12 protein-coding genes and 1 riboswitch are annotated in these 14,638 nt (G+C 69.5%); of the genes, 3 read left to right on the forward strand and 9 right to left on the reverse strand.

Going from position 1 to position 14,638, the window contains the following annotated elements; all coding sequences use genetic code 11:
- Window positions 1-30: 30 nt before the first annotated feature.
- The 7 genes from AC4D2R_RS16235 to aspS all read right to left on the reverse strand — a co-directional run bounded on the left by AC4D2R_RS16235 (window position 31) and on the right by aspS (window position 6,424).
- On the reverse strand, window positions 31-294 hold the full coding sequence (locus AC4D2R_RS16235; RefSeq protein ID WP_490903364.1) for a phosphoribosyl-ATP diphosphatase: 264 nt from the start codon (window positions 292-294) through the stop codon (window positions 31-33).
- Window positions 295-364: 70 nt separating this feature from the next.
- A complete protein-coding gene (ribH, locus tag AC4D2R_RS16240) occupies window positions 365-847 on the reverse strand; it encodes a 6,7-dimethyl-8-ribityllumazine synthase (protein ID WP_490941146.1) in 483 nt (160 codons plus the stop codon).
- Window positions 844-1,509, reverse strand: coding sequence for a 3,4-dihydroxy-2-butanone-4-phosphate synthase (gene ribB / locus AC4D2R_RS16245; protein WP_490941147.1), 666 nt, complete (start codon window positions 1,507-1,509; stop codon window positions 844-846). Before ribB ends, ribH begins: the two co-directional genes overlap by 4 nt.
- Window positions 1,506-2,165 carry a riboflavin synthase gene (locus AC4D2R_RS16250; RefSeq protein WP_490941148.1) on the reverse strand — a complete coding sequence of 220 codons (660 nt, stop codon included), beginning with the start codon at window positions 2,163-2,165 and terminating at the stop codon, window positions 1,506-1,508. The genes ribB and AC4D2R_RS16250 overlap by 4 nt, the downstream gene beginning before the upstream one ends.
- 3 nt (window positions 2,166-2,168) lie before the next feature.
- Window positions 2,169-3,368, reverse strand: a complete 1,200-nt coding sequence (gene ribD, locus AC4D2R_RS16255; protein ID WP_490941149.1) for a bifunctional diaminohydroxyphosphoribosylaminopyrimidine deaminase/5-amino-6-(5-phosphoribosylamino)uracil reductase RibD — start codon at window positions 3,366-3,368, stop codon at window positions 2,169-2,171.
- Window positions 3,365-4,057, reverse strand: coding sequence for a nicotinamide riboside transporter PnuC (pnuC, locus tag AC4D2R_RS16260; protein ID WP_490941150.1), 693 nt, complete (start codon window positions 4,055-4,057; stop codon window positions 3,365-3,367). Before pnuC ends, ribD begins: the two co-directional genes overlap by 4 nt.
- Before the next feature lie 117 nt (window positions 4,058-4,174).
- A riboswitch (FMN riboswitch) is annotated at window positions 4,175-4,318 on the reverse strand.
- 306 nt (window positions 4,319-4,624) lie between these two features.
- Window positions 4,625-6,424: an aspartate--tRNA ligase gene (gene aspS / locus AC4D2R_RS16265; RefSeq protein WP_490941151.1), complete on the reverse strand. Its 1,800-nt coding sequence runs from the start codon at window positions 6,422-6,424 to the stop codon at window positions 4,625-4,627.
- Between the two features lie 163 nt (window positions 6,425-6,587).
- Between aspS and AC4D2R_RS16270 the strand changes: the two genes are divergently transcribed.
- Window positions 6,588-7,883, forward strand: a complete 1,296-nt coding sequence (locus AC4D2R_RS16270) for an APC family permease (RefSeq protein WP_490941152.1) — start codon at window positions 6,588-6,590, stop codon at window positions 7,881-7,883.
- Between the two features lie 172 nt (window positions 7,884-8,055).
- Here AC4D2R_RS16270 and hisS read toward each other — a convergent pair whose 3' ends face one another.
- Window positions 8,056-9,384 carry a histidine--tRNA ligase gene (gene hisS, locus AC4D2R_RS16275; RefSeq protein ID WP_490941153.1) on the reverse strand — a complete coding sequence of 443 codons (1,329 nt, stop codon included), beginning with the start codon at window positions 9,382-9,384 and terminating at the stop codon, window positions 8,056-8,058.
- Window positions 9,385-9,671: 287 nt separating this feature from the next.
- Here hisS and AC4D2R_RS16280 point away from each other — a divergent pair, with 287 nt between their 5' ends.
- The gene (locus AC4D2R_RS16280) at window positions 9,672-11,174 is read left to right on the forward strand and encodes a DUF349 domain-containing protein (protein WP_490941154.1); all 1,503 of its coding nucleotides are present in this window, start codon (window positions 9,672-9,674) and stop codon (window positions 11,172-11,174) included.
- A gap of 94 nt (window positions 11,175-11,268) precedes the next feature.
- Window positions 11,269-11,955 (forward strand): hypothetical protein, encoded by a 687-nt coding sequence (locus AC4D2R_RS16285; RefSeq protein WP_490941155.1) that lies wholly within the window; start codon window positions 11,269-11,271, stop codon window positions 11,953-11,955.
- A 212-nt stretch (window positions 11,956-12,167) separates the two neighbouring features.
- Here AC4D2R_RS16285 and AC4D2R_RS16290 read toward each other — a convergent pair whose 3' ends face one another.
- A complete protein-coding gene (locus AC4D2R_RS16290; RefSeq protein WP_490941156.1) occupies window positions 12,168-14,558 on the reverse strand; it encodes a RelA/SpoT family protein in 2,391 nt (796 codons plus the stop codon).
- Window positions 14,559-14,638: the final 80 nt, after the last annotated feature.

Below are 14,638 nucleotides of genomic sequence, written 5' to 3' on the forward strand. Positions count from 1 at the left end.
GCCGCGCTCGGACGTCGTCCGTGGGCGCGGCTACAAATGCTTGTAGACGTCCTGAAGCGTAAGGCCTTTGGCGAGCATGAGCACCTGGAGGTGGTAGAGCAGCTGGGAGATCTCCTCGGCGGTTTCCTCAACCGATTCGTACTCGGCGGCCATCCACACCTCGGCGGCCTCCTCGACGACCTTCTTGCCGATCCCGTGCACGCCCGAGTCGAGCTCGGCGACCGTCCGCGAACCGTCGGGGCGCGCTGCAGCCTTGGCGCTGAGCTCCTCGAAGAGGGAATCAAAGGTTTTCACCATGCCAACGTTACTGGGTCGCTGCAAAAGTACCCGCACCGGCCCCGGCCGGTGTGATGGATGCCTCTGCTCAGGACTGCCACTGCCGCAGCGCGGCGGCGGTGGCAACGGCCGCGCTGAGTGCCTCATGGCCCTTGTCCTCACTTGATCCGGGCAGCCCGGCTCGGTCAAGTGCCTGCTGCTCGTTGTCGCACGTGAGCACGCCGAAACCGACCGGAACCCCGGTGCGTACGCTGACCTCGGTCAACCCCGATGTCGCCGCCGAGCACACGTAGTCGAAGTGGGGGGTTCCGCCGCGGATCACGACGCCGAGGGCGACAACGGCATCGAAGTGCGGAGCCAGCCGTGCGGCGGCGACGGGGAGTTCGAAGCTTCCGGGGACCCTCAGCTCGGTGGTTTCAACACCGGCTTCGGCGGCCGCCCGGCGGGCGCCGTCGAGCAGCCCGTCCATGACCACCGTGTGCCAGATGGCCGCGATCACCGCCACCCGCAGGGGCGCCGACCCCTTGTTCACGTCGCTGATGTCGATGCTGGGTGCTCCGGTCCCGCTCATGGGGTGCTCCTTCGTGTTGATGCCGGCTGCGCTGGTGCAAGCCGGAGGATGAGGTCTTCGATGGTGATCAGGGGAAGGCCGTGCTCATCGGCGAAGGCGCGCAGCGCGGGCACGCGCATCATGCCGCCGTCGTCGTGGACGAGTTCGGCGATGACGGCGGCCGGGTGCATCCCGGCGAGCCGGCACAGGTCGATGCCGGCCTCCGTGTGGCCGGGGCGTTCGACGACCCCTCCCGGCGCGGCGCGCAGCGGGAACACGTGGCCGGGCCGGGTCAGCTCTCCCGGGGTGCTGCCCGGATCGGCGAGCACGCGTGCGGTGCGGGCGCGGTCGGCGGCGCTGATGCCGGTGCTGACACCGGTGGCCGCGTCGCAGGAGACGGTGTAGGCGGTCCCCTTCGCGTCCTCGTTCACTGCGGTCATCGGGGGAAGCATGAGCCGGTCGGCGTCGGCTGCCTCAAGGGGAACGCAGAGCACCCCGGAGGTGTGCCGCACCGTCCAGCCGACGAGGGCGGGTGTCGCTGCCTGCGCGGCGAAGATGATGTCTCCCTCGTTTTCGCGGTCGGCGCTGTCGACAACCACCACCGCCTTGCCTGCGGCGATTGCGTCGACGGCGTCCTGGACGGGGTCGAAGCGGATCTCCGCTCCCCCGGGCAGAACGCTCACCGGCGGTCGTCCGCGCCGGCGGTGCTGCCCGTCCCGCCGGCGGCCGCGGCGAACCCGAGCAGGCGCTCCGTGTACTTGGCCAGGACGTCCATCTCAAGGTTCACGGCGTCGCCGGGCTCCTTTGAGCCGAGGCCGGTTTCGGCGAGCGTCGTGGGGATCAGGCCCACCTCGAACCACGGTTCGTCCTCCTCGGGAGGGCTGACGGCCGTGACGGTGAGGGATACGCCGTCGACGGCGATCGAGCCCTTCTCGGCCGCGTACCGGGCGAGCCCGGCGGGGAGCCCGAAGCGCAGCCGGTGCCAGGCGCCGAGGTCCTCGCGCTCGCGCAGCGTGCCGAGTCCGTCGACGTGCCCCTGAACCACGTGGCCGTCGAGGCGCGCACCGGCGGTGACGCACCGCTCGAGGTTCACCGGGCTGCCGGGGAGCAACTGGCCCGTCGTCGTGCGCCGCAGGGTCTCGCCCATGACGTCGACGGCGATCCGGCCGCCGTCCCGGCGCACGGCGGTCAGGCAGACGCCGTTGACGGCGATCGATGCTCCCGGCTCGAGGTCGGCGCCGGTGGCCGGCGCGTCGAACACCAGGACGGCGCTCTCCTGGTCGGCTGAGACGTCGAGTGAGACGACGCTGCCCTGTTCGGCAACAATTCCTGTGAACATGGTCTACTCCTGGGAAAACTGGGGGGTGTGGTCGGCGTGCCCGGGGGCGTCAAGGTTTTGGGGGTTGTTACGGGCACTACGGCCTTCGGTGCCCGTGGTTCCTGGCGGTGCGGATCCGGAGGGCCGCAGGCGCAGGCGGACGTCGCTGCCGAGCTGGAGCACGGCGGATCCTCCCGCGGGGTCGGACTGCCAGCGGTTGGCCTGGGCCAGCGTGGCGACGCCGATCGGGGGCAGCATTGGCGTCCCCTCCCCCAGGAGCACCGGGGCGAGGTAGCTGACGAGCTCGTCCACAACCCCCGCGCTCACGAACGCCCCGGCGATCCGGGGCCCGCCCTCAACGAGGACGTGCCGGACGCCGATGGCTGCCAGTTGCGCCAGTGCCTCGTGCACGTCGCGGGTCTGCAGGTGCACGAACCCGGGACCGCGCACGGCTGCGTCCTCGGGTACCGCCCGCAGGCCCATGACGGCGCGCCGCGGCTGCTTCGCGCGCTGGAGGGAATCGGATCCGCCGCCGTCGTCGCCGGCCGGCCGCGCGGTGAGGCGCGGATTGTCAGCAAGGACGGTGCCGGTGCCGGCCAGGACGGCGTCGGCCCGGACCCGGATCGAGTGGCCGTCCTGCCGCGCTTCGGGTCCGGTGATCCACTGGCTTGTGCCGTCTGCGGCAGCCACCCTGCCGTCGAGGCTCTGCGCCGTCTTCAAGGTCACGAACGGGCGGCCTTCGGCGACGGCGAGCATCCACCGCGCGTTGAGGTGCTCTGATTCCGCTTCGAAAAGCCCGCCGTCGCACTGGACACCGTGGTCGGCAAGCCACCGGGCGCCGCCGGCTGCCTCGCTGGTCCGGTCGGGCGCGGCATAGACGACCCTGGCGACGCCGGCGTTGAGGATTGCGGCCGAGCACGGTCCGGTGCGTCCTTGGTGGTTGCATGGTTCAAGGGTGACGACCATCGTTGCGCCTTCCACACTGGCATTGCCGCGCTCGCGGGCATCGGCCAGGGCCGCGACCTCCGCGTGGTCGGTTCCGGCACCGCGGTGATGGCCGGTGCCGAGCACCGTGCCGTCGGGTGCGAGCACCACCGCACCGACGAGGGGATTGGCGCCGCGGACCCCCTGGCCCGCGAGTTCGAGGGCGAGGCGCATGGCTGCGGCCTCAGCCGCCGTCCGGTCGCCGATCCCGGCCGCCGGACCGCCCCGGGGCACGCTCATGGCGCCTGCCGGGCGGGAACGCCGGGTACTGCCGTCTTCTCCGCTGTGTCCTGCCGGCCGCGGGCGCGGTACCAGACGAAGAATCCGACGAGGGTGAACCCGCCGTAGATCAGGTACATGACCGCGCTGGCGTAATATCCGGCGCTGAACAGCAGCGGCACGCCGACAATGTCAACGGCCACCCAGATCAGCCAGAACTCCACCCATCCCTTGGCCATCCCGAAGGTCGCAAGGAGGGATCCGACGAAGGTCCAGGCGTCGGCCCAGACCGGCTCGTAGGAGCCGAGGACCCGGAAGAGGGGGGTGAGGGCAACGGTTCCCAGGATCACGCCCGCAACGAGGCCGATGCGCGCCCGGCCCGAGGCCCAGCGGGGGGTGATGGCGGGGCCGCCGTCGTGGCGGCTGCGACGCCACTGGCGCCATCCGTACACTGAGACCGCAATGAACATGACCTGCCGGCCTGCCTGACCGAGGAGGTTCACGGCTCCCGCTCCGCCGAAGACCGAGCCGAGGAACACCGTGAGGAGGAGGACGTTTCCTACGATCCCGACGGGCCACGCCCACACCCGGCGGCGCATGCCACCCAGGGCGCTGAGCAGGCCGAAAACGTTGCCAATGACCTCACGCAGCAGCAGCGATCCGCCGCCAACGGGAATGCGGGCCTCGAAGAGCCACTGAAGAAAATCCATGTCGTTCCTTAACCGTTTCAACGGCTGCGGGGTGACGACAAAAGAGCTGCCCGCGCGCGGCAAAAACCGTGGCGCGGGCCCCCTCGGCGCGAATGCGCACGTAAGGGTGCCCTGCTGTTCGTGCTTCTCCCATCCAGACTTTAACTGTCGGTGCCGGAATTTCACCGGCTCAACCGGGGCTGACAGCGCGGATGCGCAGCCTGCCGTCGGGTCGCGGACTATAACCGCCGGTTCGGAATTACACCGACCCCGGAGCACGTACTCCGAAGATTATTTCACAACCGGAAGCGGGCTCTTCACAATTCGTCCCACAGCGATCACGCGCCCCGCCCCTCCGGCAGAAAGGAGTCCGTCCGAAACAGCAGATCACCACGTTATGGGGCGCCGGAAGCGTGGTCATGTGCACATTCAACCCAGGGGGCGCCGGGCCACGCGGAAGGAGTCCGCCCGAAACAGCAGATCACCACGCCTTCCGGGCCGGAGGACGTGGTGATCTGCAGTTTCGCTATGGGGTTGCGGCAGCCGCGGCTGCGGCGGGAGCGACCAGGCCGAGGCCTCCCCCGGGCCCTACGAGGCCGCGGCCTCCCCCGACGCCTTTGGCGCTTCGGCGCTCTTCGGCCGGGCGTCGACGCCGGCCTCCTTGCGCTGCTGCGGTGTGATCGGTGCCGGAGCAGCAGTCAGCGGGTCGTAGCCGCCGCCTGACTTCGGGAACGCGATGACGTCGCGGATCGAGTCGGTGCCCGCGAGCAGCGAGACGACCCGGTCCCAGCCCAGGGCGATGCCGCCGTGGGGAGGCGCGCCGTACTTGAAGCCCTCGAGCAGGAACCCGAACTTCTCCTGGGCCTCCTCGGCGCCCAGTCCCATCACGGCGAAGACGCGCTCCTGCACGTCGCGGCGGTGGATACGGATCGATCCGCCGCCAAGCTCGTTGCCGTTGCACACGATGTCGTAGGCGTACGCCAGCGCGCTCTCGGGGTCGGTGTCGAAGGTGTCCATGAACTCGGGCTTGGGCGAGGTGAACGCGTGGTGCACGGCGGTCCAGGCGCCGGCACCGACGGCGACATCGCCGGCGGCTACGGCGGCCGAGGTGGGTTCGAACATCGGGGCGTCGACGACCCATACGAACGCCCAGTCGCCGTCCTTGATGAGCCCGGTCCGGTGGCCGATCTCAACGCGGGCGGCACCCAGCAGGGCGCGGGAGGAGGTCTTCTCGCCGGCAGCGAAGAAGATGCAGTCGCCCGGGGTCGCACCGACGGCGGCGGCGAGGCCCTCGCGCTCGGCGTCGTTCAGGTTCTTCGCGACGGGCCCGCGGAGGCTGCCGTCGTCGTCGATAAGGACGTAAGCGAGGCCCTTGGCGCCGCGCTGCTTGGCGAACTCCTGCCACGCGTCGAGCGTACGGCGGGGCTGGGAGGCTCCGCCGGGCATGACGACGGCGCCCACGTAGGGGGCCTTGAAAACGCCGAAGCCGGTGTCCTTGAAGAACTCGGTGAGTTCAGTGAGCTCGAGCCCGAAGCGCAGGTCCGGCTTGTCGGAGCCGTACTTGGCCATGGCGTCGGCGTAGGTCATCCGGCGGATCGGGGTGGGGATCTCGACGTCGATGAGCTTCCACAGGCGCGTGATCAGCTGCTCGCCCAGGGCGATGATGTCGTCCTGCTCGACGAAGCTCGCCTCGATGTCGAGCTGGGTGAACTCCGGCTGGCGGTCGGCGCGGAAGTCCTCGTCGCGGTAGCAGCGGGCAATCTGGTAGTACTTCTCGAACCCGCCGACCTGCAGGAGCTGCTTAAACAGCTGGGGTGACTGCGGCAGCGCGTACCAGGATCCGGGGGCAAGGCGCGCGGGGACAAGGAAGTCGCGTGCGCCCTCGGGAGTGGAGCGGGTCAGCGTGGGGGTTTCGATCTCGACGAAGCCATCACCGTGGAGGAGTTCGCGGGCAACCCGGCTCGCCTCGGAGCGCAGGCGGAGGTTCTTCTGCGGGGCGGGGCGGCGCAGGTCGAGGTAGCGGTGCTTCAGGCGGGCCTCTTCGCCCACTTCGACGTGTTCATCGATCTGGAAGGGCAGCGGGTCGGAGGTGTTAAGGACGACGACCTTGTCGGCCATCACCTCGATCTCGCCCGTGGCCAGCGCAGGGTTCTCGTTACCCTCGGGCCGCTTCTGCACGGTTCCGGTGATCTGCAGGACGTACTCGTTGCGCAGGGTGGAGAAGACCTCCTCCTCGCGGACGACGACCTGGGCCACGCCGGAGGCGTCCCGGAGGTCGAGGAAGGCGACGCCGCCGTGGTCGCGGCGCCGGGCCACCCAGCCGGTCAGGGTTACGGTTTGTCCAATATGCCCGGATCCGAGCGAGCCGAGTTCATGCGTGCGCAGCACAGCATTCCTTCCTACAGAAGTACCGCAGGCGAATGTTCACCTGCCTAGTGTTAGATCAAACGTGTCCGAGTTTACCGGTCATCCCCCGCGGCGCCCGCCAGCGGGCCGGGGCGGCGGATTCCGGCCGAGGATGCGGGCAACGACAGTGGAAGGCGGAACCCCGATGAGCACTGGTCCCGGCCTGCGGCGGTCCATGGGAGGCTTCGACGCCACGACGGTGGGCGTGGGATCGATGATCGGCGCCGGCGTGTTCGTCGTCTTCGCCCCGGCGGCCGCGGCGGCAGGCAGCTGGCTTCCCGCCGCCGTCCTGCTGGCGGGGTTCATCGCCTACTGCAATGCTGCCGCAACGGCCTCCCTCGCCACCGTCTACCCGCAGAGCGGCGGCACCTATGTCTACGGGAGGCGGCAGCTGGGGCATTGGCCGGGGTTCATCGCGGGGTGGGCCTTCGTGACCGGGAAGACCGCCTCCTGCGCCGCAATGGCTTTCACCTTCGGGCTTTACGCGGCGCCGGGTTTTGCAACGGCGGCCGCCGTCGCCGCAGTGGTGGGCCTGACCACGGTGAACCTGCTCGGGGTGAGCCGGACGGCACTGATGACCCGTGGAATCGTTGCCCTGGTGGTTCCGGTGCTCGCGTTCGTTATCGTTGCCGCGTGGGCGGCGCCCGGCACGGGCGGCTCGATGCCGCCGGACGGCGGGGTGGCGGGGCTGCTGCAGGCCTCAGGTCTGCTGTTCTTCGCCTTCGCCGGATACGCGCGGGTCGCAACGATGGGCGAAGAGGTGCGCGAGCCGCGGAAGAACATCCCTGCGGCGATCCTCGGCGCCCTAGGCTTCACGCTGGTGCTGTACCTGCTGCTGGCCGTCTCTCTGCTCTCCGCCCTTGGGCCTGCGGCGCTTGCTGAATCGCCGGCGCCGCTGCGCGATGTGTTCACCGCCGTCGGAACAACCGTCGGAACAACCGGCGGGGCGACCGGCCCTGACGCGGGCTCCGTTGCCCGGACGGCGGTGGTTGTGGCGGCGGCCCTTGCGAGCCTCGGGGCGCTGCTGGCCCTGATCGCCGGCGTGGGACGGACAACCCTCGCGATGGCGCGCGAGGGCGACCTCCCTCGTGCCCTGGCAGGGATCTGGGAGCGGTACGGCGTTCCCTGGGCGGCAGATCTGACGACCGCCGGGCTGGTGATCGTGCTCCTGCTGACCACCGATGTCCTGACCGTCGTCGGGTTCTCGAGCTTCGGCGTGCTGCTCTACTACGCCATCGCCAACGCCGCGGCCCTCACCCTCCGGGAGCGGCAGTGGTACGCCCCGCGGCTGCTCAACGTCATCGGTGCCGCGGGCTGCCTGCTGCTGGCGTTCACCCTGCCGGCTGCCTCGGTGCTCACGATGACCGCGGTGCTCGTTGTGGGCGTCGCCGTCCGCGCCATCGCACTCACGCGGCGCCGCCGGCAGGCCGAGCGCGGCTGAGGTCCAAACCGAAACGCACCGGAAAGCGACGGGCGCAGCGGATTAATCCGGTGCGCCCGTGGTTAAGAGGTGGGCCGGTCATTGCGCGGTGCGCCCGTCGCTATGGGGTGCGCCGGTCATTGCGCGGTGCGCCCGTCGCTAAGCGGTGCGGCCGTCGCTAAGCGGTCCGGCCTCAGGCGCGGGTGACCTGAGGCAGCAGATCGTCCGCCGGGGGCGTCCACGTGGCGGGGTCGGCGGCGGTCTGGTCGCCGGAGCGGATGTCCTTGACCTCGTGGGTCCCGTCGGCGCTGGTGAACCAGACGAACGGAATGCCCCGCCGGTCGGCGAACTTGATCTGCTTGCCGAACTTCTCCGCGCTCGCCGCGACCTCCGCGGAGATGCCGCGTGAGCGCAGTGAGGCAGCGACGTCCTGCGCCTGCGACCAGGAATCGTCGTCGGCGAGGGTGATGAGCACGGCGGTGGGAACCTGGCGGGACACCACGGCGAAGTCCTGGCTGAGGATCCGCGAAACGATCCGCGTGACGCCGATCGAGAGCCCGACGCCGGGGAAGGTGCGGTTGCCCTTCGAGGCGAGGCTGTCGTAACGGCCGCCCGAGCAGATCGAGCCGAGTCCCTCGTGGCCGTCGAGCACCGTCTCGTAGACGGTTCCTGTGTAGTAGTCGAGGCCGCGCGCGATGCTTAGGTCGGCTACGACCCTGCCCGGCGCCCGGCGCGAGGTCTCGGCGATGACCTCCTCCAGTTCGGCAAGGCCCTGCTCAAGGAGGTCGTCCTTCACGCCCAGGGCGCGCACCTGCGCCACGAACGACGTGTCCGGGGTGCGGATCGCGGCGAGGGCAAGGGCCGCCTCGACCTGCGCGTCCGTCGCACCGAGCTCCTCGCGGAGCAGGTCACCCACCTTCGCGGCGCCGATCTTCTCGAGCTTGTCGATGTTGCGCAGCACCGATGCGGTGTCGGTGATCCCGATGCCCCGGTAGAAGCCCTCGGCGAGCTTGCGGTTGTTGACGCGCACGGTGAAGTCGGGGATGGGAAGCGCCCCGAGTGCCTCGACGATGACGAGGGTGAGCTCGACGTCGTTGCGGAACGGCAGGGCGCCGTCGCCGACGACGTCGATGTCCGCCTGGGTGAACTCGCGGGCGCGGCCCTCCTGGGGGCGCTCCCCCCGCCAGCACTTCTGGATCTGGTAGCGGCGGAAGGGGAAGGCGAGGTGGCCGGCGTTTTCGACGACATACCGGGCGAAGGGCACGGTGAGGTCGTAGTGGAGGGCGAGGCCGTCCTCGGAGGCCGAGGCCTCCTCCGCCTGCAGCCGCGAGACCGCATAGACCTCCTTGTCGATCTCCCCCTTGCGCAGGAGCTGGCCGACGGTCTCCACTGCCCGGGTCTCAATGTTGGAGAAGCCGTGCAGTTCGAATACGCGCCGCAGGGTGTCGAGCACGTGCAGTTCAATTAGCCGCTCCTGCGGAAGCCATTCCGGGAAGCCGGACAATGATGCCTTACGTGCCATGAGGCGGGTCTCCTTGGGTTGGCGCATACACCGGTGCGGCACTCAGTTTAGGGCTGGATGACCCGCGCGGCGAAACGGGCCCGGGAGTGCCCTCCCCGCCCGCCCCGGTACATCATTCGTCACACCGGGCACCCTGTTCCCGTTGGTTCGTTGCAGAACGAAACACAGCGGGCAGACGCGCTGCCGAACGGACTGCCAGCGGTTCCCGGAACGATAGACTCCTAATCTCTGAAGTAAGTGGCTCCGGACGCGTGCCTGGCCATCCAACGAGCGAAAGACTTCCAGCGGTGACAGATAGTCAGCAATCCGACGAAATGACCATCGGCGACGTAGCCCCCGCCGCAGACTCCCCGACAGACACCCCCGGTGCTGAGCCGGCGGACAGCGCCGAAGCCGCTCCGCCCGCCGGCGGGAACGTACCCGCACCCGCGGCGCAGCCGGGTCCCGCCCCGCGGGCTCCGCTGCCCACAGCACTTGTGCCGCGCCCGCACGGCAAGGTACAGCGCCAGGTCGCCGTTCCTCCCGTGCACAGCACGCCGCTCGAGGAAGCGGCGAAGTTCGCGCGGGTCGAGGACGACGGTCACGTGTTCCTGCTGCTCGACGGGGAGGAACACCCGGTGGGGCAGCTGCCCGATGCGTCGAAGGATGAAGCGCTCGGCTACTTTGTGCGCAAGTATGACGACGTCGTGAGCCAGGTCGCATTGCTGGAACAGCGGGTGAAGAGCAAGGCGCCGTCGTCGGACATGCTGAAGACCGCCGGCCACCTGCGCAGCCAGATCGCGGAGCGCAAGCTCGTCGGCGACGTCCCTGCCCTCGAGGCACGCATTGACGCGCTGTCCGAGTCGATCCGCGGGCTGGAAAAGGCCGAGCGGGCCGAACAGGAAGCGGTCAAGGCCAAGGAGCTCGCGGCGAGGGAAGCGATCGTCTCCGAGGCCGAGGAACTGGCAGCCCGCGACCCCGCGACCGTCCAGTGGAAGGCAAGCAGCACGCGGATGAACGAGCTGTTCGAGCTGTGGAAGACGGCACAGAAGAACGGTCCCCGCCTGGGCCGCGGCACCGAGGACGCCCTGTGGAAGCGGTTCCGTGCCGCACGCACCGTCTTTGACCGGCACCGCCGCGCGTACTTCTCCCAGCTCGACAGCGAGAACGCCGAGGCCAAGCGGGCCAAGGAGGCGTTGATCGCCAAGGCCGAGGCGCTGGCGACCTCCACCGACTGGGGTGCGACGGCGGCCGAGTACCGCCGCCTCATGGACGACTGGAAGGCCTCCAAGCGGGCGAGCCGCAAGGACGACGACGCCCTGTGGGCGCGCTTCCGTGCCGCCCAGGACCGGTTCTTCGAGGCTCGCAAGAGCGCCAATGAAGCAGTGGATGAGGAGTACGGGGCGAACCTCGTGGTCAAGGAGGCCCTGCTCCAGGAAGCGAAGCAGCTCGTGCCGGTGCGGAATCTCGCGGCCGCGAAGAAGGCCCTGCAGTCGATCCGTGACCGCTGGGAAGAGGCGGGCAAGGTTCCCCGTGCGGACATGGGGCGGATGGACGCCGGGCTGCGCTCGGTCGAGGACGCGGTCAAGGCCGCCGAAGACGAGCACTGGCAAAAGACCAACCCGGAGACCAAGGCACGCACCAACAGTGCGCTGAGCCAGCTTGAGGCAACCATTGCCTCCCTGCGCGAGGACCTTGCCGCGGCCCGGGAAGCCGGAGACGCGAAGCGCATCTCCGCCGCGGAGGAAGCCCTCGCCGCGCGGGAACAGTGGATGGAAATGCTGCAGCGCTCGGCCCAGGACTTCTCCTAGCCTCCCCGCTCCGGCACGCGGTGCCCCTCCTCCCGTTTTCCACATTCGGGGGGAGGGGCTTTCTCAGTGCTGCGCCGTTGGCGATGCTGGAGCAATGCCGCCTCTGCTCGACCCCGCCGGCACCCAGCCGGTCCGGCTCCTGCCACGCCCTCCGGAGCGCGGAGCCGGACCGCCAGGCACCGCGTTGTTCCATGCCGGCGACCTGTTCAGCGCCGTTGAGCTTCAGGCGATGTCGATGGATGGCCTGGTGCGGCGCGTCTATGGCCAGTCGTACGTCCGGACCGGGCAACCCGACGACCCGGTCTGCCGGGCGCAGGCGGCGGCGAACGCCGTCCCTTCACCACTGCGGGCGAGGGTGGCGCTGGGGCGCCAGTGCGCGGCGTGGGTGTACGGCTGCGCGCCGCCGCCGGCGCTGGTGAGCGTCGTCACCGACCACCGCCGCCGCACCACGGCCCTGCCCCCGTTCAGTGGTGCGACGATGCACCAGGTTGCGCTGGGGCCCTTCGACATCAACCTCGTGGGCGGGGTACCGGTGACCACGCCTCTGCGCACGGCCCTGGACATCGCCGTGCACGGGTGCGACGGCTCGGCCGTTGAGGTCCTCCGCGCGATCGGCTCAAACCCGGCGCTCGACTGCCCGCTGCGGCTTGTCGAAGCGGCACTCGCGTGCACGCGCCGGGTTCCGGGACGGTCCCGGGCACTGGAGCGGATCCGCAGGGCCAGCGGGGGTGCGGTCGGCAGGGCACCGCAGCCTGGGACGGCTGAACGCGCCGGGCGCTGAGGGAAGTGAAGGCTGTGCACGGGACGGTATGCGGTCGGCAGGGCATCGCAAGCCTGGGACGGCTGAACGCGCCGGGCGCTGAGGGAAGTGAGGGCTGGGCGCGGGACGCCGTGCGGGTGGACGCCGGTGGAACTACGGCGATGGAACAACGGCGGGCGGCGGGCCTCATGGCCTCCGCCCGCTCAGGTTGCCGGCCTGCCCCGACGGCGGGCCTAGGTGCGGCGCTGCGAACCGGTGGTGCGGTAGACGTCGAAGACCCCGTCGATGCGCCGCACCGCCGCCAGCACGTGGTCGAGGTACTTCGGGTCGCCCATCTCGAAGGCGAACCTCGACATCGCCACCCGGTCGGAGGAGGTGTTCACGTTTGCGGCCAGGATATTGACCTGGTTCTCGGAAAGCACACGGGTCACATCCGAGAGCAGGCTCTTGCGGTCGAGCGCCTCGACCTGGATCTCGACGAGGAACACGCTCGACTGGGTGGGAGCCCATTCCACGGGAACGATCCGGTCGGGCTGGTCGCGGAGGTCGACAACGTTGCGGCAGTCGGAGCGGTGGACCGAGACGCCGGAGCCGCGGGTGACGAAACCGACGATCGGATCGGGCGGAACCGGGGTGCAGCAGCGGGCCAGTTTCACCCACACGTCCCCCACACCGCGCACGGTCACACCGGAGTCCGAGAATTTCGGACGGCGCGGCTGCGTGGCGACGGTGGTCTCGGCGAGGTTGTCCTCGGCGTCCTCGTGCCCGCCCATCAGCGCGACAAGGTGCTCGATGACGTTCTGCGCCGAGGTGTGGCCGTCGCCGACCGCCGCATAGAGTGCGGCGATGTCCTGGTGGCGCAGCTCCTGGGCGACCGTGAGCAGGGCCGAGTGGGTCATCATGCGCTGCAGGGGAAGGTTCTGCTTGCGCATGGCGCGGGTGAGCAGGTCCTTGCCCTTGTCGATTGCCTCCTCGCGGCGCTCCTTCGTGAACCACTGGCGGATCTTGTTCCGGGCCCGGGGGCTCTTTACGAAGCCCTGCCAGTCCTGGCTGGGCCCGGCGCCTTCGGCCTTGGAGGTGAAGATTTCCACCCAGTCGCCGTGGTTGAGTTCGCTGTTGAGCGGCACCAGCCTGCCGTTGACCCGAGCGCCGATCGTCCGGTGGCCGACCTCGGTGTGGACGGCGTAGGCGAAGTCCACAGGGGTCGAGCCCGCCGGCAGCGCCATGACCTCGCCCTTGGGCGTGAACACGAACACTTCACGGGCGTTAATCTCGAAGCGCAGCGAATCGAGGAACTCGTTGGGGTCGGCCGTCTCCTGCTGCCAGTCGACGAGGCTGCGCAGCCAGCCCATGTCCTCGTTGTCCGGCCCGTCGGAGGCCTTCCCGGCACCGTTCTTGTACTTCCAGTGCGCCGCGACGCCGTATTCCGCCCGCCGGTGCATGTCATGGGTGCGGATCTGGATTTCAACGGGCTTGCCGCCGGGTCCGATGACCGTCGTGTGGAGCGACTGGTACATGTTGAACTTCGGCATGGCGATGTAGTCCTTGAACCGCCCGGGCAGCGGATTCCACCGCGAGTGGAGCGAACCAAGGGTGGCGTAACAGTCACGGACGCTGTCGACGAGGACGCGCACGCCCATCAGGTCGTGGATGTCGTCGAAGTCTTTGCCCCGCACGATCATCTTCTGGTAGATCGAGTAGTAGTGCTTGGGCCTGCCGGTGATCGTGGCCTTGATCTTCACGTCGCGAAGGTCTTCGTCGATCTGGTAGCGGATCAGGTTCAGGTGCTTCTCGCGCTCCGGGGTGCGGTCCCCCACCATGCGCACGATTTCCTCGTACACCTTGGGGTGGAGTGCGGCGAAGGAAAGATCCTCGAGCTCCCATTTGATCGTGTTCATGCCCAGCCGGTGGGCCAGCGGCGCGAAGATCTCAAGGGTCTCCCGCGCCTTCTTCGCCGACGACTCGGGCGAGACGAACCGCCAGGTGCGCGCGTTGTGGAGGCGGTCTGCGAGCTTGATGACGAGGACCCGGATGTCCTTCGCCATCGCGACCACCATTTTGCGCACTGTCTCGGCCTGGGCCGCGTCGCCGAAGGACACCTTGTCCAGCTTGGTGACACCGTCGACGAGCATGGCGACCTCGGGCCCGAAGTCCCGGCGCAGTTCGTCAAGGGTGTAGGCGGTGTCCTCCACTGTGTCGTGGAGCAGGGCGGCGGCGAGCGTGGTGCCGGTCATGCCCAGTTCGGCGAGGATCGTCGCAACAGCCACGGGGTGGGTGATGTACGGGTCGCCGCTCTTGCGCATCTGGCCCTCGTGGCTGCGCTCGGCCACCAGGTAGGCGCGCTGGATGAGGTCGAGGTCCTCTTTGGGGTTGTTCGCCCTGACCGTGCGCAGCAGCGGTTCAAGGACCGGCGAATATCCGCTTGTGCCGCGGCCCGCAAGCCGGGCGATCCGTGCCCGCGTGCGGGCGCGGCGTCCCGGCGACGCCTGGTCGGGGCTTGCCGCCGTCGGCGCCGGTTTGACGGTGAGCGAGGGCGCCACCGGACCCGTGACAGGGCGCTTGGGGGCGTCGGCCTGTGCCGTGCGGCCCTCGGGCCGCCCGGCGGAGGTTCCCGCGTCAGCCATGTTCACCCCTCATCTTGAGTGCGTTCTGTACAGGCCGGGCCCGTGGGGTGGGCCCGCCGCACTGTACACACAATCAAGTT

This window comes from Arthrobacter sp. TJ-217 (assembly GCF_058269255.1).

Coding starts and splice junctions, on each gene's coding strand:
- pnuC (WP_490941150.1), bottom strand. CDS start 4,057: ATGGATTTTCTTCAGTGGCTCTTCGAGGCCCGCATTCCCGTTGGCGGC.
- AC4D2R_RS16290 (WP_490941156.1), bottom strand. CDS start 14,558: ATGGCTGACGCGGGAACCTCCGCCGGGCGGCCCGAGGGCCGCACGGCA.
- ribD (WP_490941149.1), bottom strand. CDS start 3,368: ATGAGCGTGCCCCGGGGCGGTCCGGCGGCCGGGATCGGCGACCGGACG.
- AC4D2R_RS16270 (WP_490941152.1), top strand. CDS start 6,588: ATGAGCACTGGTCCCGGCCTGCGGCGGTCCATGGGAGGCTTCGACGCC.
- hisS (WP_490941153.1), bottom strand. CDS start 9,384: ATGGCACGTAAGGCATCATTGTCCGGCTTCCCGGAATGGCTTCCGCAG.
- AC4D2R_RS16250 (WP_490941148.1), bottom strand. CDS start 2,165: ATGTTCACAGGAATTGTTGCCGAACAGGGCAGCGTCGTCTCACTCGAC.
- AC4D2R_RS16285 (WP_490941155.1), top strand. CDS start 11,269: ATGCCGCCTCTGCTCGACCCCGCCGGCACCCAGCCGGTCCGGCTCCTG.
- ribH (WP_490941146.1), bottom strand. CDS start 847: ATGAGCGGGACCGGAGCACCCAGCATCGACATCAGCGACGTGAACAAG.